The organism is Aliinostoc sp. HNIBRCY26 (genome assembly GCF_050235535.1).
Classification (GTDB): Bacteria; Cyanobacteriota; Cyanobacteriia; order Cyanobacteriales; family Nostocaceae; genus Trichormus.
In genome coordinates this window covers 2873894-2890860 of the sequence record NZ_CP189852.1, presented here as the reverse complement: position 1 = coordinate 2890860, position 16967 = coordinate 2873894, and the positions used below count along the sequence as shown (strand labels likewise).

Here is a 16967-nt window from a genome sequence, read left to right as displayed (position 1 = left end):
GTGAGTTACATAATTGGTAACACACCTTACTATTTATTTGTAAGTTTTATCTACCTGTTTCATCGTGTCTACCACGGTGGCGATCGCAGTGTAAAATACCATTAACAGCCCAGTTTTCTCGCTCAAATTCATCGATGTGAATTGTAATCCATTCAGGCTTAGTATCCAATGCTGCAACCATCGCATTAGTAATAGCTTCTACTAAGTGCCGTTTTTTTTCGATGGAATGTCCTCTGGCAATTTTCACGGTGACAAATGGCATACAAATTTTCCTCGCAGTGTTGTTATGTGGAGTGTGTCGCTGCTTTTTGGAGGTTATGGAGATGTGACTGCGGGTTGTGGCATTGCAGTCGAAAATCTGCCATATTTATAGTATGCTGCACAAGCACCTTCAGAAGAAACCATACAAGTCCCAATTGGTGTTTCGGGAGTGCAAGCTGTTCCAAAAACTTTACATTGCCAAGGTTTCAGCACTCCCTTGAGAATTTCACCGCATTGGCAAGCTTTGTGGTCAGCAACTTTTTGGTTAGGAATGGTAAATTTTAATTCAGCATCAAATTGGGCATATTCCGGGCGAATTTTTAAACCGGAGTTGGGGATTTCATTTAAGCCTCGCCATTCAAAAGTTTCGCGGACTGCAAATACTTGATTCATGGCTTTTAGTGCTATTTGATTCCCCTCTTTTTGGACTAATCGATTGTATTGATTTTCGACTTCACAGCGATTTTCTACTAGTTGCTGTAATAACATCCAAATTGATTGGAGAATATCTAAAGGTTCAAAACCTGAGACAACTATGGGTTTATGATATTTTTGGGAAATAACTTCATAGGGTGCAGTGCCAATTACCATACTGACATGACCAGGCCCAACAAATCCATCTAGTTGTAAATCTGGGTTATCTAATAATGCTTCTAAAGCTGGAATCACTAAAACGTGATTCGTAAACATACTAAAGTTTTGAATATTTTCCTCGGCTGCTTGGAGGATGGTAAAGGCGGTGCTAGGTGCTGTAGTTTCAAAGCCAATACCAAAAAATACTACCTCTTTATCAGGGTTATTTTTAGCAATTTTTAGGCTATCTAGAGGTGAGTAAACCATACGAATATCTGCGCCTGCGGCTCTGGCTTGTAGTAGGCTATATTTAGAGCCGGGGACGCGCATGGTGTCACCAAAGGTTGTTAAAATGACATTGGGATTTTGAGCAATTGCGATCGCATCATCTAATCTACCCTTGGGCATGACGCACACTGGACAGCCAGGCCCGTGAATTAGTTCGATATTGTTTGGTAAGATTTCTTCGATACCGTATTTAAAAATAGAATGGGTATGCCCGCCGCATACTTCCATAATTTTTATATGTTTATTTATTTGATAGCTGAGTTTTTCTATTTCTCGGCGTAATGCTTCGGCTTTTTCTGGTTCTCTAAATTCGTCTACGTATTTCATGGTTGGGGACTGGGTATTGGGGACTGGGGACTGGGAGATATTAATTACTAATTTCTGCTTGGGCTAAAGCGATTTCTTCTAATAGTTTCAGTGTCTCTGCTGCTTCTTGTTCGTTGATTCTATTCATGGCGAAACCAACGTGAACTAATACCCAGTCTCCTACGCATGATTCGGGGGGATGTTGTTCGTCTACTATGCAGGCTATGTTTACTTGGCGTTTGACTCCACCAATGTTTACTATGGCTAGTTTTTGGTTAGCGTCGCTGATTTCTACTATTTGTCCGGGGATTCCTAAACACATTTTTATGTTCCTTGGTGGGGTGGAATAGAATTATTTTTATCACGCAGAGGCGCAGAGGCGCAGAGAGTATAAGAGGGGGTTTTTGGTGGAGATTTAAAATTTTTTGAGGGCTGCTGTGATTAGGGCTTGTCCTAGTGATAAACCACCGTCGTTTGTGGGAATTAGGCTGTGGGTGAGAATGTTTATTTGTAGGTTTTTTAATTGGTTTTTTAAGATGTTTAATAAGATTGTGTTTTGAAATACGCCTCCGGTTAATACAACTTGATTAAATGTTTGTTCTTGATGTAGGCGGTTAACCATTTCTACAATGACATTAGCTAAACTTTGATGAAATTTAGCAGCTATGATTGACTGGGGTGTTTGCTGCTTAATATCATTAAGTAAGCACTGCCACATGGGGCTGGACTCTATACAATAAATACTATCGGAAAAGCTTACATTAAAAGGGTAAATTCCGGTTTCTTTAGGATTATTTAATGTGTGAATATCGGCTATGGCTTCAAGTGCGATCGCAGCTTGTCCTTCATAGCTACATTCTGCGGTACAAATGCCAATAGCCGCCGCTACAGCGTCAAATAGTCTGCCGACTGAGGAGGCTAAGGGGGCATTAATACCTTTTTCCACAAGCTGATTCAGCAGTTTTATGGGCTTTTGATTTAAAAATTTTAAGATTTCTAAATCACTATATTTTTGTTGGCAATCATCCCAAAGATTCGCTGCGAGCAAATGGGCGTAGGTATTTCGCCAAGGTTGGTAAATTGCTTGTTCGCCACCAATCATTGCTACTGGTTTAAAGGTGGCTAGGCGTTGAAATTGGCGATAATCAGCTAGTAGAAATTCTCCTCCCCACAGTTTACCATCTGTACCATAACCTAAACCATCGCAAGCAATACCTAAAACTGGGTTTGTATCTAAGGGAATACCATTTTCTGCCATGCAAGCGGCGATATGGGCGTGATGATGTTGGATAGAATAAATGGGAAGATTGTTTGCTGTGGCTAGTTCTTTACCGAGTTTTGTTGAGAGATATTCGGGGTGTAAATCAACTGCGATCGCTTGTGGTTGATGTTCAAATAAGTTTAAATATAAATTGAGTGTATCTTGATAAGCATTCAACGCTGCGGCATTTTCTAAATCGCCTAAATGTTGTGAGAGAATTGCTTCCCCTTCTCGTAATAAGCAAAAGGTATTTTTTAACTCACTCCCCATTGCTAAAATCGGCGGGACATTCTCAAATCCTGGCGGTAATTTTATCGGTGCTGGCGCATAACCTCTAGCCCGACGAATTGTTTGTAATTTATTATCAACAACCCTGACAACTGAATCATCTACTCTGTTAACAATCTCGCGATTATGTAAGAGAAAATAATCAGCAATGTGACTTAATTTCTTTTTAGCTTCATCATTATCTATACATTGCGGTTCATCTGAAAGATTACCACTAGTTAACACAATTGGGCGATTCATCCGCCGCAGAATTAAATGATGCAAAGGCGTATAAGGTAGCATGAAACCCAGAGTATTTTGTCCTGGTGCTACAGAAGGGGCTATGGAGTGCTGAGTGCTGAGTGATGAGTGCTGAGTGATGAGTGATGAGTGCTGAGTGCTGAGTGATGTTAGCGGTAGCGCGGCGTTTAGCCGGTGCTGAGTGGGTGAGTTGAGAGTGTTTATGTTTTCCTCAGTCCCCAGTCCCCAGTCCCCAGTCCCCAGTCCCTTCCTCTGCAACAATACAATAGGCGCGGCTGGACTTGTTAATAACTCTCGTTCCTTATCGTTAACAAAACAATATTCTTCAATAATTGCAATATCCCGCGCCATCAAAGCGAAGGGTTTATCATAACGCTGCTTACGCTGACGTAATTTTTGTACAGCCGCCTCTTGTGTCGCATCACAAGCCAGATGAATACCGCCTATACCCTTAATAGCAACAATTTCACCCTTTTGCAGCAAGGTACAAACCGCGTCTACATCATCCAACATGGAGAACATGGAAGCTGTCACAGGCTTACCATCAGCCCGTTCTAACCAAGCTTGGGGGCCACATACATGACAGGCTACAGGTTGGGCATGAAAGCGACGATTTTCGACATCGTGGTATTCACTCTCACAGTTGGGACACATGACAAACGCAGACATACTGGTGTTGCATCTGTCGTAAGGAATGGCGCGAATGATACTTAAACGGGGGCCACAGTGGGTACAGTTGGTAAAAGGATAACGATAAAAGCGGCTAAAGGGGTCAGAAATTTCTTGCTGACATTGGGGACAAGTCGCCGCATCAGGGGAGATTTGAGTTTTAGAAACACCGCTAACACTCCCTGAAATGACAAAATCATCAAAATTTAACTCACTTGGAGAGGGAGTTCTGACGAGTTCGGTAATTTTTGCTAAAGGGGGACATTCCGACTGTAATCTAGTGAAAAACTCTGCTAATTCAGTTTCACTACCAGCTACCCGAATTAACACACCTTCCCCATCATTACAAACATCTCCCCGCAAACCGCAGGCTTTAGCCAGACGGTAAACTGTAGGGCGAAATCCTACCCCCTGTACAGTACCGCGAACTCTAATTTCTTCAGTCGCCATAGTTCAACCGCCATAGCAAAATTCGGTTATTGCCAGAATCCGAGATTACCGCCGTTTTGCCACAAACTTTTATTCCGTAACACCAATTTAAGCTGTGGCGTGTGGGTGTTCCGAAGTTACGATTTTCGCTTTTACTTTGAAAAGTATCTTGTCCGACAATCCCATCTGCCACAGCACCTTGCAATGATAATATTGACTCTGGCTGCTTCCATCCTAGCAATCGAGAATTAGCAGTATCTGCTACTAATAACCATTCGCCAGCCACAGCTACGCCATAGGGCATACTCAAACTACTCGCACTAGGGAAATAAACTCCCTGATTCATTTCTACAATATCAAAACTTTTCTGTCCTAAAACCACCGCACAAGGGGCATTATTTTCTGTTGGTATCCCTTGCCAAATCATCACCCGATTATTACCCGCATCGGTGACAACTAAATTCTCATTCCAAATCGCAATATCATGACACCAACGCATACTCGCCGCCGTGGGAGAACCGCCGCCATTCTCATCGCGAGATGTCATATCTGGCTGTCCTAGAACTATATCAGCAGGTTGACTATTTTCTGTAGGTAACTGCTGCCAAATTAACAATCGTCTATTACCTGTGTCTGCTACAAATAACTTACCTTGATGATAGAAAATACCATAAGGCCAGTGCATGGTATAAGCCGTAGGTTGGTGACTACCCCTATTAGGTTGATTATCAGTAAAATTAGCTTGTCCTAATACTAAATCTGCCGGAACATGACTATCTTCTGGTATCTTATGCCAAATTAAAACCCGATGATTCCAAGCATCTGCTACTGCTAAACCTCCGCCACACACACAAATTCCTGTCGGTACACTGAAGGTATTTCTTCCTGGTGTACCTTTAGCATTTTGTCCTTCATGATAAAAATCTGGTTGTCCAATTACCCAGTCAGCAGGTTGATTATCTGTTGTGGGTAAATTACGCCATCCTAATAAGCGATGATGTCCGGTATCTGATACCCATAATGAGCCATTTTCAGATACTAAACAAGCACCACGCGGGGCAAACATTGTGGTGGGAGTTGGTGCTAGGGGAATTGCTAGGAATTCGGGATTAATAATATTACCTAAAATTACCTCTGCACCTTGGGGTAATAAGGGAAGATTGGGGGGAGTTTTTGTTAAGTCTGTGTGCAAGGTTGGGGTGTGGAGTTAAAGGTTTTTTTATCTCACGCCAAGGCGCAAAGGCGCAAAGAGGAAAAAAGTAAAGATTCTATTTTACGGCAATTATTTTTGTGATTTCTGGGCAATATTCTTTAATTGTTTGTTCTATTCCTTGGGATAAGGTTAAGGTAGAAGAGGGACAATTACTACAAGTTCCTATGAGCCTGATTTCTACTGTGTCTGGTGGTTTGAGGGCTACTAATTCTACATCTCCGTTATGGCTTTGTAAGCCTGTCCGTACTATTTCTAAGGCTGCTTGGACACGTTGTAAGAGTGGCTGTTGTGGCGGTTTAACTAACTCATGATATAGCAATACAGCATAGACGATTTCATCTTTTACTGCATTTTGTAGTGCGGGTAAAGACTCCTGCTTCACACTTTTAATTAACCGCGTCAAAGCTTCTTTATGTAAGTCCTCAATCGCTCTTTTAAATCCAACAGCCACACTACGCTGACTTTCATCCCAATGAGAGATAATCGCCTCAAACCGATTAATCTCCGTCACCAATTCTTCTAAATTAGCCATTGTTCAATATACTAATTATTCATAGTTACCCGAATTTCTGCATTCACATCTTGTAACGCCTGAGCAACTACCGCCGCTTGTTCTGTTTGTTGATATTGACTAAATATTTCCCAAGCTGCTTGATAGTAATTTCTGGCTTGTAAAAGATTTTGAGGATTACCTAACTCTGGTTTTTCTGGGTCATCGGGTAAATTAAATAAGGCGTTGGCTTTATTGGCAATTGTGTTAGCATATTCTAAGGGATTATCTTGAGAATTCCGCACTTTGAGAGCTTCATTATAAGCTGCGATCGCTCGCAAATTGTTCTCTATAGGATGGGAACTTTGTAAATACTGTAAAGCATTACCCAAGTTATTCTGTAACATCGCATATTCTCTGGGATGCTCAATTAAGTTAATCTGTTTTAAAGCAGCTTCAAAAGTTTGTACAGCCAACCCTTCACAAAAACTTTGCTGTTCGGGATTTCCAGACATAGAAAGATAGGCGATCGCAATATTATTCGCCAAAATCGCGTATTCTTGAGGATAATCTTGGCTGGTGAATACCCCCATCGCTTCCTGATAAATGGCGATACTATCTGTGATCTTCGCCAAATTAAACGGGACTAAAGACTGTAACACCAGTCCTAAATTCATCTGTGCTTCTGCAACTTCCACCGGTGCAGCTAATTGCTGTAATATTGGCAATGCAGACTCATAACCAGCCTTCGCCTTCAGTAATAATTCCACACCCCCATCAGGAATGGACTTTAAAGCCCCCGCCATCCCAGCTTGCGATCGCGCTTTCCACAGAGGATAATCGTCATCACACAGTTTATAAGCCTGTTGATATAACTCCACCGCATTCCATAAATCTTGGGGAGTTTTAGGTTTTTTCTGTAAACCTTGCGCCAATTCAATCAGCATTTGAATTTTTTCTGCTGTCGTTGCTGATTCTGATGTAATTGCTGCTAAGGCAGCTTTAACTGTGGAATCTGTGATGCTGGGAGTCACGTTACTTTACTCCAAATCCGAAACTCAAAATCAACAACTGCTAGAAAATAGTAACTATCTTCCTTCAGCAATAGAACGAGAATTAGTTTAACCCTCCCTTCCCCAAAAAAATGAGGCTATTTTAACAAAAACTTTCCCTTTTTCACGAACCTATAGCCATAAAAAAAACTCTGTGTACGTCAGCGTAACTCCGTGTTAAAAACAGAGGAAAATTAGCGCATCCGCACACAGAAAAATTACTACACTCAGATTAATATCACTTCATTTTGAAATCCTTAAGCAAAAAAGGCATTAACACACCTGTAGTTAAACTAGAAGCAGTAATTGGTAAACACAAAGGAATTTCTAATTGACCCAGTAAAACGAGTACAAGTAAGCCAGAACCTACACCAATTGATGCTTGTTGAATAAAATACAGAGGTTCGCGTATGAGTTTGCCTTTAAAAAACAACTTAGCAGAAAACCAGCCTAATTCAAACATATTCATCTCCTAAAAGTGACTCAAGAAATTTAGAATACCCAGCCCTACAACTACGGCGGGAATTGTCCCAGTGGGTGCAAATAATGCTCCTAATGTGGCAGAAAATATATACCCTATCTCCTTACCAGCAAGTATCATCCCGCCAACTGCACCAGCAACCATCGAAATAATTGTGGCAATAATTAACCACAATAATCCTGTTACTAAAGTTAAGTCACCTGCTACCATATTTGTGAGAAATGCACTCACTTGTGGGTCATGGAAAAATTCATTCATGTTTTCTGATTCTCCGTAATCTATTCATTTGTATCATCTTCAAAAAGTATATTTATTTACACAGAGTGGGAATTAATGAAGCGGAATTCCCCTGTTATTAGAAAATGATGACTTGAGAATTTCAGACATCAATTCTGTAATATAAAACATTATAATTCTGAAATTCCAGAGGGTAATTGCTATTTGCCATGTCTATTTTGAACACCCATAATCTATCATCAAAATCAGTACCTTAATTTACTTTTTCCTAGAAATAGGATATAGGCTTAATTTTTAGTTAAACATTAATTTTTATTTAATAAAAGTAAATTAGTTGAAAAGATAGATTATTCTAAACAGTAAAACTAAATAAATATATCAGGTGAAACTCTACAAGCGTACACACCTGCGTCATCAGTGGTAAACAATAGACAAATTAATAGCCAATGACTAACGTACTCTGGCTGCAAGGTGGTGCTTGTTCGGGCAACACCATGTCTTTTCTTAATGCCGAAGAACCGACAGTCTGCGATTTAATCGCTGATTTTGGCATTAAGGTATTGTGGCATCCTTCCCTGGGATTGGAATTAGGTTACAATCTCCAGACCTTACTGTGGGATTGCATTCTCGGTAAAATCCCCCTCGATATCTTAGTATTTGAGGGGACGGTAGTTAATGCCCCCAATGGTACAGGAGAATGGAATCGATTTGCCGATCGCCCGATGAAAGATTGGCTAGCTGACTTATCAAAAGTCGCTAGCTTCGTTGTCGCTGTAGGTGATTGCGCCACTTGGGGAGGAATCCCCGCCATGTCACCCAACCCCAGCGAATCCCAAGGTTTGCAATTTCTCAAGCGTCAGGAAGGCGGCTTTTTAGGTAAAAACTTCGTCGCCAAATCAGGATTACCAGTAATTAATATTCCTGGATGTCCAGCACACCCCGACTGGATTACGCAGATATTAGTGGCGATCGCTACCGGACGCATCGCAGACATCGCCCTCGATGAATTGCACCGTCCCCAAACCTTCTTTAACACCTACACCCAAACAGGTTGTACTCGTAACGTCCACTTTGCCTACAAAGCCACCACTGCCGAATTCGGTCAACGTAAAGGCTGCTTATTCTACGACTTGGGTTGTCGTGGCCCCATGACTCATTCCTCTTGCAACCGCATCCTCTGGAATCGCGTTTCCTCCAAAACTCGCGCCGGAATGCCCTGTTTAGGTTGTACAGAACCGGAATTTCCCTTCTTTGACCTGCAACCAGGTACAGTCTTTAAGACTCAAACCATCATGGGAGTTCCCAAAGAATTACCCCCAGGAGTCAAAACCAAAGACTACGCCTTACTCACAATGGTCGCTAAAAATACAGCCCCAGACTGGGCAGATGAAGACTTTTTTACTGTTTAGTCATTAGTCAATAGCCATTAGTCCATAGTCCCAGTTTTTGACTATTGACTGTTGACTATTGACTGTTGACCGTTAACCGTTGACCGTTGACTATGGACTAATAATCATGGGAATACAAACATTAGACATCTCGCCCGTCGGTAGAGTCGAGGGCGATTTAGACGTTCGTGTAGAAATTGCCGATGGTCAGGTAGTTAACGCCTGGACACACGCCGAACTATTTCGCGGCTTTGAAATTATCTTACGCGGTAAAGACCCCCAAGCCGGGTTAATCGTGACACCTCGTATCTGTGGTATTTGCGGTGCTTCACATTTAACCTCTGCCGCCTGGGCATTAGATACAGCTTGGGGTACAGAAGTCCCCCGCAATGCCATCTTAGCTAGAAACCTCGGTCAACTTGTCGAAACAATCCAAAGTATCCCCCGCTACTTCTATGGATTGTTTGCCATTGACTTGACTAATAAAAAATACCGTAGCAGCCGCTACTATGATGAAGCCGTCCGTCGCTTTGCCGCTTTCACAGGTAAATCCTATGAATTGGGTGTGACGATTTCCAGTAAACCCGTAGAAATTTACGCCCTATTCGGTGGACAATGGCCGCACAGCAGTTATATGGTGCCTGGTGGTGTGATGTGCGCCCCCACTTTGACCGATATCACCCGCGCTTGGGCAATTTTGGAATATTTCCGCACCAATTGGCTAGAACCAGTGTGGTTGGGTTGTTCTTTAGAACGCTATGAAGAAATCCAAACTTACGACGACTTCATGGATTGGTTAGATGAAGATATCAAACATCGTGAGTCAGACTTAGGTTTCTATTGGCGCATGGGTTTAGATATCGGCTTAGATAGATATGGTGCAGGTGTAGGTAAATACGTTTCTTGGGGATATCTACCTCACGAAGATAAATACCAAAAACCCACCATTGAAGGACGTAATGCTGCTGTCATTATGAAAAGTGGTGTGTACAACAGCTTTAGCGATACACATACTTTAATGGATCACACCTTCGCCCGTGAAAATACCACCCATGCTTGGTATGACGAAGGAACAAACAACGTTCACCCCTTTGACCGCACCACTACACCCACCCAGAAAAATCATAAAGACTTCAACAGTGCTTACTCTTGGGCGACTGCGGTATTACATGAAGACTTTGGCCGCTTGGAAGTCGGCCCCCTCGCCCGTCAGTTAGTTGCAGCTGGTCAACATGGAGAATCTTGGCAGCACTATGATGGATTTATCCTAGATGTCTTCAAAAAAATGGGTGGTGCTAGTATTCATGTGCGTCAGTTAGCACGAGTCCATGAAATTGTCAAGTTATACCGCCAAGCCGAAAGATGTTTGCGCGAGTTCGTTTTAAATGACCCCTGGTATATTAAACCCAAGGAAAAAGACGGCCGTGGTTGGGGTGCAACAGAAGCTTCACGGGGTTCTTTGTGTCACTGGGTAGACATCGAAGACGGCAAGATTAAGAATTACCAAGTGATTGCTGCTACTTCTTGGAACGTCGGCCCCCGTGACAGTAATGGTATCCGTGGCCCCATTGAGGAAGCTTTAATTGGTACACCCATTGAAGATTCTACCGATCCTGTGGAAGTAGGACACGTAGCGCGATCGTTTGATTCTTGTCTGGTGTGTACTGTTCACGCCCATGATGCGAAGACAGGCGAGGAATTGGCGCGTTTTCGCACTGCGTAGTTGAGAGATTTCAACGCAAAGTGGCGCAAAGGTATGTGCTGAGGTACGCGGAGAGTTTGCTGTTAATTAATGAGTGGCTAATGGCTAGTTACGATTTAGTTAGTCATTAGCTCATTAATGTTTCATGGTTGAAAATTGCCGATAGAAATTGTAATAGACTTTAGAACAATTCATTCTACCAAGATCCTATCATTTGTCATTACCAATGATTTTCCTAATAGATAATTGGTAAAGGTAAGCCGCAGAAATAAACCAAAGCCACCAGAATCTTAGCAGGAAAATATCATAAGTTAACCTTGGTGTTTTTAAATCGGCAAAGCTTTGTTTAAAACTGGTAAAAAGCAAAATATAAATTGCAAAAATAGCAATAATTGGTAAAACAGATAACACGAGTATTCCAAAATCTCGAACTATCAATATTCTAAATTTCGGCAAACTGAGCCATTGCGGTGGATTCGACCACAGAAGTTTTAGCAAAAATGTGTATAGTTTTGTCAAAATCAAAAACCACATAAAAGCTAACAACAATGCAACAGCAGAAACTGCAAAGAAGAATATTAGAGCATTATTACCTGTTACCGTCAGAAGAACACCTACTAAAGAATAACGCCAAAATTCAAATGCAAAAATCACATTTGCACCGAAGTAGGCTGGTATTGCTAACCTAACTGCCATCATCCATGAATGTGGATGAGGCAGCCAAGAAGGAAACCAACTAATTTTGCTCATAAAATTAGGACTAGTTTTAGGTTTTAGATAGAATATCTCTGCTGTTTACAGTTAGGTCATAAAATAATAATCATAATCGATTTATACTAACCTGTCGTTACGTAAATATTCTGAAAAAACAATTATTCTTATCGTATATTTGCCTTTCGTGGGCGATCTCTATCTCCAAAATAACCAACTCATTTAATAGTTTTGGCTAAAAATTTAGCGAAGTGTCTCGTAGAGAAGTGATCGCCTGTAAAATACCAACAAGTGCGATCGCACTCCAATTGAGCCAATTTATTCTCCTAAATAAGCACTGAGGAACACTAGCTGATTTCCCATATCTTGAGCAGATTTAGTTGCCATTAATTTTAAAATCCGCCGCATCTGCTCACCAATTGAATAATCTTGCGACGAAATAATAATACCGGAATGAGTTATTTTCTCAGCCATGTAGAGGCTATGTAACTGACAAAAATCCCCAACATTAAACGTGTAGAATACTCTTTGCTGTTGATTAGCAATAATCAACTGTTCTTCATCACTAAAGCCTGTTGTGCCTAGTTCCCCAGCAGTTGTCACATCTACCCCTCTGGCTCTTAATGCTCCAACTAATCGATGATCCATTGCATCCTCATCAATTAATAATCGTATTTCACTCATATCAATTGATTCATTTGAGTCGCAAGTTGTTCATAACTTAACTTCTCCACACTCAGATAAGCTTCTATCTCTTCTCGATTAGCATGGTAGTAAGTCAAAGAAGCATACACTTGCACTAAAGTCAAATTTCCCATTCGTTCTACAATTTCTTCTGCATTAAGACCCATTTTGTACCATGCAGCAACTCTCTGTATAGATACTCTAGTTCCTGCTATGTGGGGACGACCACCAAGAGTTCCAGGTGTGCGGACAATTAATGTACCAATATCAGTAATAGTTTGCATAAAGTCAATTTTTTGTAACTTCCATGTTAACCAAACTAAATGGAAAAATCGAGCGATATACCTTAAATATAGCGGATAGGATTTGACCTACCGAAATTTTGCCGATGTGTAGCTTAACTTAGACAACGCTTGTAAAATACCAACAAGTGCAATGGACGATACTCCACCGGAGGCGATCGCACTCAGGTATTGTATATTTGTTAGTTCTTTACTCAATAAATAAAGGTGTAAGTATTTTAAACACCTACACCTCTATACTCCATACTATGAATAATTAGGGATAGTCAAAAACTACACGACCACCCGGCCGCCAATCACAATGAATAAAACCTCGGTGCATTCCTCTACCTAATCCCGTACAATCAGATGCGCGGCAAATTTCTAATAGCCTTTTAAAGTTACCATCTACAGGACAAATATCCAAAGCTAAACCATTAATATGTTGAGAATAACGCGCACCTCCTATGCGACGATTTACAGATGCCGTGCGATAAGCAGAATTGATAGCAATAGGACTGTCGTATTTATCGCGGATTTTGCCAAAGCCTTTAGCTGCCTTGATAATGTTGTTAATAATTGTTTTTGATTCTGGGTTGCGTTCTGGATCACATCCTTTTGTAACTTCCCCCCAAGTTAAAGGAATGCCAGCAACTATCAATTCGTTTTCGTAAACTAATTCCCCTGTAACTAACTTCAAAGAACGTCCGGTTTTAGTACCTACAGTTGATGCTGGTAAAGGCTTTAATTGTTGGGTTTGTTCTTCAATAGTTTGATGATTTTCTGCTATTTCTAATAGAGCCGATGCCGTAGTTGGCCCCAACATATCAGGAGAATCTAACCAAACACTTTCTTTAAATTCGGCAAAAGCTTTTTGGCTTAGTTCGCCAACAATACCATCAACTTTCCCTGTATATAATCCTTTGGTAGTGAGTAAAGTTTGAATCTCTTTAATAATTTCAGGATCAGCTTCCGCAAATTTGACTGTGGTATTAGCAGATTGAAATTTTTCTAAATTAGGAAATTCTACGGCAGTATCTGGCATAGATGCGTCTCCTTTTCTTTTGGTTATTGATTTAATTTCTTAGGGATTTTCTAGCCTAAGGACGAGTAAAACATCAAAGTAAACAACAGTATTTCTATCGCTGTTTTCTTCACTATTTATCTAGATTTTGAGGTAACTTTATTACAAAGAGTTCTAAAATCTAAGGTTTTTAACCAATTTTCTGACTTTGCTCGTATTTTTGACTAGTATTCAGTTGTTATTATAACGGCATAAATTATACATAGTTAATTCCTAAATTAACCGTTACATTTGCCTATATCCTGAAAATAGCTAAGTTTTAGTATTTTTGACTTTGCTTAAAAAAGTATTAAATTTTACAAAACTACTTAACTTCTCAACGTTAATTGACGACGAATTCACCCACACCTTCTTACGCTTCAGACTTCCACGTTGATTTTTCTCCTTTTTGCCAAAACTGCTGGAGAATTTCACTAGGTTTCCTGTCCCAAGTGTCAATATGCTCGTAAATTAAATTATTGGCATTGAGCTTGTAGGTTGAATAACCATTGAAAAACATTCGCGCTTTCCAGGGAACACGCAAAACCCCACGGACTGTCCATTTCGCCGTAATGATATCTGTAGCTGATTGATAGACCTCATGTACATCGAAATATATTTCCGTAAAAAATAAACGTGCATGAAATCGTAAAGTCCAAAATATAATACGGTAATTAAACTTATATTTAAATTTATTTACAGGATCTTGGAAGTAAATATCTTGTGTATAGATATCATAAGAGATATCTTTCTCAAACAAAGTTGGTAGATCCTGTTGCAGAATTTTAATTACTTGTTCAACTTCTAGACGAGATTCCACAAAATTTATCCTCTATTTTTTACTTCAAGACCAACAACAGGATAATCGTTAACGTTCTATTTAGGTAATGAACAGAAAAAACTCAAAATTCAAAAGACTAAAATTCTTTTATTTTGAATTTTGAATTTTGAATTTTGAATTGTTCCTACTATCGATGTTCCATCAAGCGTTGTTTAAGTCGCTGAGGTTCACCACTATCTACGAGTTGACCCTTTTCTAGTAAAAAAGCACCATCGCAGTAATTCAATTCGTCTAGTCGGTGTGTCACCCATAAAGCAGTGATTCCCCTACTTTTAACTAGGGTGCGGACACTAGCGACTAAGTCCAATTGGCTATCTGGATCGAGTAAAGCTGTGGGTTCATCTAATAATAGGACTTCGCAGTGACGGGCGATCGCACCCGCTATTGCTACCCGTTGTTTTTGTCCACCACTAAGGGCATAAATCGGGCGTAACTGGAAAGCACTTAAATTTACTGCCCCCAACGCGTCTTTGACTCTAGCTTTCACCGTTGCAATTGGCAGTTTTTCCTCCACCAAACCAAAAGCCACATCTGCACCAACCGTTGGCATTACTAATTGATGATCAGGATTTTGAAAAACAAAGCCAACAGGATGCAAAACCTGAATTTCTCCAGAAGTGGGAGCGAGAAGCCCCGCCAACAAACGAAGTAGCGTAGATTTACCACTACCATTTGTACCCAACAGCATCCAAAACTCACCCCTGGGAACTTCCAAAGAGCAAGATGCAATTGCTGTGTCACCATTCGGCCAATTGAACTTTAAATCTTTAACAATAATGCCCGCTTCTGCCATGAATACCCCTGTTTGGCTTACTCAGCAGCTAAGGCAAAAAAGCCTGGTGGTTTACCGCTACTGGTAGTCGCGCCATCTTTTTCTGTAATCTGGACTCCAGAAATCTCACTAGCACGCACAGCTATTTTCTTCTCTGTTTTCCCTTCACACTTGAGTTCTACAATGTCAGGATTACCAGAACGCATAGCCGCCAAAATCAGCTGATAAACCGCCTCTGCGTCCTCTGCTGTCTTCCGTTGCACTGATACAGGGAAAGCAGTATTTCTGATGCTTAAGTCAATGGTAAACATTTAGCAAGTAACTACATATAACTGTAGGACTCATTTTAGCGTTAGGGAATCGGGAATGGGAAATAGGAGGAATTGGTGCAGGGGTCAGGGAGAAATGGGGAAATTCTTCTCCCCCTTGCCCCCCGCACCCTGCACCAATTCCTCTTGTACTCCCCATATCCCATAAATAAATTTCTGTATCAAAAATAAATTTCTCACAAACATACCTGGAAAAATTAACGATTTGCGCCTAGAATTATTAGAGTCAGTAAAAAATTGTAAACTAGGTTGACAACCTGGTAATACTCTTGTAGGTAGCTAAATCATGCCAGCCTACAGGTAAACCCGTAATTATAATATTTGGAGTTTTCCTTTCATGACCATCGCAGTAGGACGCGCCCCCAGTAGAGGGTGGTTTGACGTACTAGACGACTGGTTAAAGCGCGATCGCTTCGTATTCGTAGGGTGGTCAGGGATATTATTATTCCCCTGCGCCTTCCTAGCATTAGGCGGTTGGCTAACCGGAACAACCTTCGTCACATCCTGGTACACCCACGGACTAGCATCATCCTACCTAGAAGGATGTAACTTCCTAACAGTAGCAGTATCCACACCAGCAGACAGCTTAGGACATTCCCTATTGCTGCTGTGGGGGCCAGAAGCCCAAGGCGACTTCACCCGTTGGTGTCAACTAGGTGGACTGTGGCCATTCGTAGCATTACACGGAGCCTTCGGCTTAATCGGATTCATGCTACGTCAATTCGAGATTGCGCGGCTAGTAGGAATTAGACCATACAACGCCCTAGCATTCTCAGCCCCCATCGCGGTATTCGTCAGCGTCTTCTTGATGTACCCCTTGGGACAATCTAGTTGGTTTTTTGCACCCAGCCTTGGAGTAGCAGGAATCTTCCGATTCATCCTATTCGTACAAGGGTTCCACAACTTCACCCTCAACCCCTTCCACATGATGGGAGTAGCAGGTGTATTAGGTGGTGCGCTACTGTGTGCGATTCATGGAGCCACAGTAGAAAACACCCTATTTGAAGACGGCGAAGGCGCAAACACCTTCCGCGCCTTCAACCCCACCCAATCAGAAGAAACCTACTCCATGGTGACAGCCAACCGATTCTGGTCACAGATATTCGGGATTGCCTTCTCCAACAAACGTTGGTTACACTTCTTCATGCTATTCGTACCCGTTACAGGATTGTGGATGGCGGCTGTGGGTATCGTTGGTTTAGCACTCAACTTGCGGGCGTATGACTTCGTATCCCAAGAGTTGCGGGCGGCTGAAGACCCAGAATTTGAAACTTTCTATACCAAGAACATTTTGCTGAACGAGGGTATCCGCGCTTGGATGGCTCCTCAAGACCAGCCTCACGAAAAATTTGTATTCCCCGAAGAAGTATTACCTCGCGGTAACGCTCTCTAAGGTTGATGATTTAAC

The 16967-nt window shown here is 41.4% G+C and carries 20 protein-coding genes; 3 read left to right on the top strand and 17 right to left on the bottom strand.

The genetic code is table 11. The annotated features are described in order from the left end of the window. Positions 1-46 precede the first annotated feature (46 nt). From ACQFX9_RS12330 to ACQFX9_RS12290, 9 genes are all read right to left on the bottom strand, one after another. A complete protein-coding gene (locus ACQFX9_RS12330; RefSeq protein ID WP_066380276.1) occupies positions 47-262 on the bottom strand; it encodes a tautomerase family protein in 216 nt (71 codons plus the stop codon). Between the two features lie 53 nt (positions 263-315). Continuing rightward, complete coding sequence (hypD, locus tag ACQFX9_RS12325) at positions 316-1449, bottom strand: hydrogenase formation protein HypD (protein ID WP_427162275.1); 1134 nt, start codon at positions 1447-1449, stop codon at positions 316-318. 40 nt (positions 1450-1489) lie between these two features. Beyond that, entirely contained in the window at positions 1490-1750 is a 261-nt protein-coding gene (locus ACQFX9_RS12320; RefSeq protein WP_427162274.1) for a HypC/HybG/HupF family hydrogenase formation chaperone, read from the bottom strand. 93 nt (positions 1751-1843) lie between these two features. Next, a complete protein-coding gene (gene hypF, locus ACQFX9_RS12315) occupies positions 1844-4336 on the bottom strand; it encodes a carbamoyltransferase HypF (protein ID WP_427162273.1) in 2493 nt (830 codons plus the stop codon). After that, a complete protein-coding gene (locus ACQFX9_RS12310; protein WP_427162272.1) occupies positions 4326-5507 on the bottom strand; it encodes a hypothetical protein in 1182 nt (393 codons plus the stop codon). Before ACQFX9_RS12310 ends, hypF begins: the two co-directional genes overlap by 11 nt. Positions 5508-5583: 76 nt before the next feature. Further along, the gene (locus ACQFX9_RS12305; RefSeq protein WP_427162271.1) at positions 5584-6060 is read right to left on the bottom strand and encodes a NifU family protein; all 477 of its coding nucleotides are present in this window, start codon (positions 6058-6060) and stop codon (positions 5584-5586) included. 11 nt (positions 6061-6071) lie between these two features. After that, positions 6072-7052 carry a hypothetical protein gene (locus tag ACQFX9_RS12300; protein WP_427162270.1) on the bottom strand — a complete coding sequence of 327 codons (981 nt, stop codon included), beginning with the start codon at positions 7050-7052 and terminating at the stop codon, positions 6072-6074. Positions 7053-7308: 256 nt separating this feature from the next. After that, a complete protein-coding gene (locus ACQFX9_RS12295) occupies positions 7309-7533 on the bottom strand; it encodes a hypothetical protein (RefSeq protein WP_427162269.1) in 225 nt (74 codons plus the stop codon). Positions 7534-7542: 9 nt separating this feature from the next. After that, on the bottom strand, positions 7543-7809 hold the full coding sequence (locus ACQFX9_RS12290; RefSeq protein ID WP_427162268.1) for a hypothetical protein: 267 nt from the start codon (positions 7807-7809) through the stop codon (positions 7543-7545). Between the two features lie 425 nt (positions 7810-8234). On the opposite strand from ACQFX9_RS12290, the gene ACQFX9_RS12285 reads away from it, so the two are divergent. Further along, positions 8235-9197, top strand: coding sequence for a hydrogenase (locus ACQFX9_RS12285; RefSeq protein ID WP_427162266.1), 963 nt, complete (start codon positions 8235-8237; stop codon positions 9195-9197). Between the two features lie 106 nt (positions 9198-9303). Further along, complete coding sequence (locus ACQFX9_RS12280; protein ID WP_427162265.1) at positions 9304-10899, top strand: nickel-dependent hydrogenase large subunit; 1596 nt, start codon at positions 9304-9306, stop codon at positions 10897-10899. Positions 10900-11088: 189 nt separating this feature from the next. Here the strand turns inward: ACQFX9_RS12280 and ACQFX9_RS12275 are convergent, their stop codons facing one another. The 8 genes from ACQFX9_RS12275 to ACQFX9_RS12240 form a co-directional block, all read right to left on the bottom strand. Further along, on the bottom strand, positions 11089-11628 hold the full coding sequence (locus ACQFX9_RS12275; protein WP_427162264.1) for a hypothetical protein: 540 nt from the start codon (positions 11626-11628) through the stop codon (positions 11089-11091). A 279-nt stretch (positions 11629-11907) separates the two neighbouring features. Then, positions 11908-12273, bottom strand: a complete 366-nt coding sequence (locus ACQFX9_RS12270; RefSeq protein WP_427162263.1) for a DUF5615 family PIN-like protein — start codon at positions 12271-12273, stop codon at positions 11908-11910. Further along, positions 12270-12557 (bottom strand): DUF433 domain-containing protein, encoded by a 288-nt coding sequence (locus ACQFX9_RS12265; protein ID WP_427162261.1) that lies wholly within the window; start codon positions 12555-12557, stop codon positions 12270-12272. Before ACQFX9_RS12265 ends, ACQFX9_RS12270 begins: the two co-directional genes overlap by 4 nt. 87 nt (positions 12558-12644) lie before the next feature. Then, the gene (locus ACQFX9_RS12260) at positions 12645-12773 is read right to left on the bottom strand and encodes a hypothetical protein (protein ID WP_427162260.1); all 129 of its coding nucleotides are present in this window, start codon (positions 12771-12773) and stop codon (positions 12645-12647) included. 58 nt (positions 12774-12831) lie between these two features. After that, positions 12832-13599: a D-Ala-D-Ala carboxypeptidase family metallohydrolase gene (locus tag ACQFX9_RS12255; RefSeq protein ID WP_427162259.1), complete on the bottom strand. Its 768-nt coding sequence runs from the start codon at positions 13597-13599 to the stop codon at positions 12832-12834. 391 nt (positions 13600-13990) lie between these two features. Further along, complete coding sequence (locus ACQFX9_RS12250) at positions 13991-14437, bottom strand: DUF2358 domain-containing protein (protein ID WP_427162258.1); 447 nt, start codon at positions 14435-14437, stop codon at positions 13991-13993. A gap of 148 nt (positions 14438-14585) precedes the next feature. Continuing rightward, positions 14586-15251 carry an ABC transporter ATP-binding protein gene (locus ACQFX9_RS12245; RefSeq protein WP_427162257.1) on the bottom strand — a complete coding sequence of 222 codons (666 nt, stop codon included), beginning with the start codon at positions 15249-15251 and terminating at the stop codon, positions 14586-14588. A 17-nt stretch (positions 15252-15268) separates the two neighbouring features. Next, the gene (locus ACQFX9_RS12240; protein WP_103138645.1) at positions 15269-15541 is read right to left on the bottom strand and encodes a hypothetical protein; all 273 of its coding nucleotides are present in this window, start codon (positions 15539-15541) and stop codon (positions 15269-15271) included. A gap of 355 nt (positions 15542-15896) precedes the next feature. On the opposite strand from ACQFX9_RS12240, the gene psbD reads away from it, so the two are divergent. After that, a complete protein-coding gene (gene psbD, locus ACQFX9_RS12235; protein WP_427162256.1) occupies positions 15897-16952 on the top strand; it encodes a photosystem II D2 protein (photosystem q(a) protein) in 1056 nt (351 codons plus the stop codon). Positions 16953-16967: the final 15 nt, after the last annotated feature.

Bases quoted from the DNA above. Each gene is read 5' to 3' on its own strand.
- ACQFX9_RS12330 (WP_066380276.1), bottom strand. From the start codon at position 262: ATGCCATTTGTCACCGTGAAAATTGCCAGAGGACATTCCATCGAAAAA.
- hypD (WP_427162275.1), bottom strand. From the start codon at position 1,449: ATGAAATACGTAGACGAATTTAGAGAACCAGAAAAAGCCGAAGCATTA.
- ACQFX9_RS12320 (WP_427162274.1), bottom strand. From the start codon at position 1,750: ATGTGTTTAGGAATCCCCGGACAAATAGTAGAAATCAGCGACGCTAAC.
- hypF (WP_427162273.1), bottom strand. From the start codon at position 4,336: ATGGCGACTGAAGAAATTAGAGTTCGCGGTACTGTACAGGGGGTAGGA.
- ACQFX9_RS12305 (WP_427162271.1), bottom strand. From the start codon at position 6,060: ATGGCTAATTTAGAAGAATTGGTGACGGAGATTAATCGGTTTGAGGCG.
- ACQFX9_RS12295 (WP_427162269.1), bottom strand. From the start codon at position 7,533: ATGTTTGAATTAGGCTGGTTTTCTGCTAAGTTGTTTTTTAAAGGCAAA.
- ACQFX9_RS12290 (WP_427162268.1), bottom strand. From the start codon at position 7,809: ATGAATGAATTTTTCCATGACCCACAAGTGAGTGCATTTCTCACAAAT.
- ACQFX9_RS12285 (WP_427162266.1), top strand. From the start codon at position 8,235: ATGACTAACGTACTCTGGCTGCAAGGTGGTGCTTGTTCGGGCAACACC.
- ACQFX9_RS12280 (WP_427162265.1), top strand. From the start codon at position 9,304: ATGGGAATACAAACATTAGACATCTCGCCCGTCGGTAGAGTCGAGGGC.
- ACQFX9_RS12275 (WP_427162264.1), bottom strand. From the start codon at position 11,628: ATGAGCAAAATTAGTTGGTTTCCTTCTTGGCTGCCTCATCCACATTCA.
- ACQFX9_RS12270 (WP_427162263.1), bottom strand. From the start codon at position 12,273: ATGAGTGAAATACGATTATTAATTGATGAGGATGCAATGGATCATCGA.
- ACQFX9_RS12265 (WP_427162261.1), bottom strand. From the start codon at position 12,557: ATGCAAACTATTACTGATATTGGTACATTAATTGTCCGCACACCTGGA.
- ACQFX9_RS12255 (WP_427162259.1), bottom strand. From the start codon at position 13,599: ATGCCAGATACTGCCGTAGAATTTCCTAATTTAGAAAAATTTCAATCT.
- ACQFX9_RS12245 (WP_427162257.1), bottom strand. From the start codon at position 15,251: ATGGCAGAAGCGGGCATTATTGTTAAAGATTTAAAGTTCAATTGGCCG.
- ACQFX9_RS12240 (WP_103138645.1), bottom strand. From the start codon at position 15,541: ATGTTTACCATTGACTTAAGCATCAGAAATACTGCTTTCCCTGTATCA.
- psbD (WP_427162256.1), top strand. From the start codon at position 15,897: ATGACCATCGCAGTAGGACGCGCCCCCAGTAGAGGGTGGTTTGACGTA.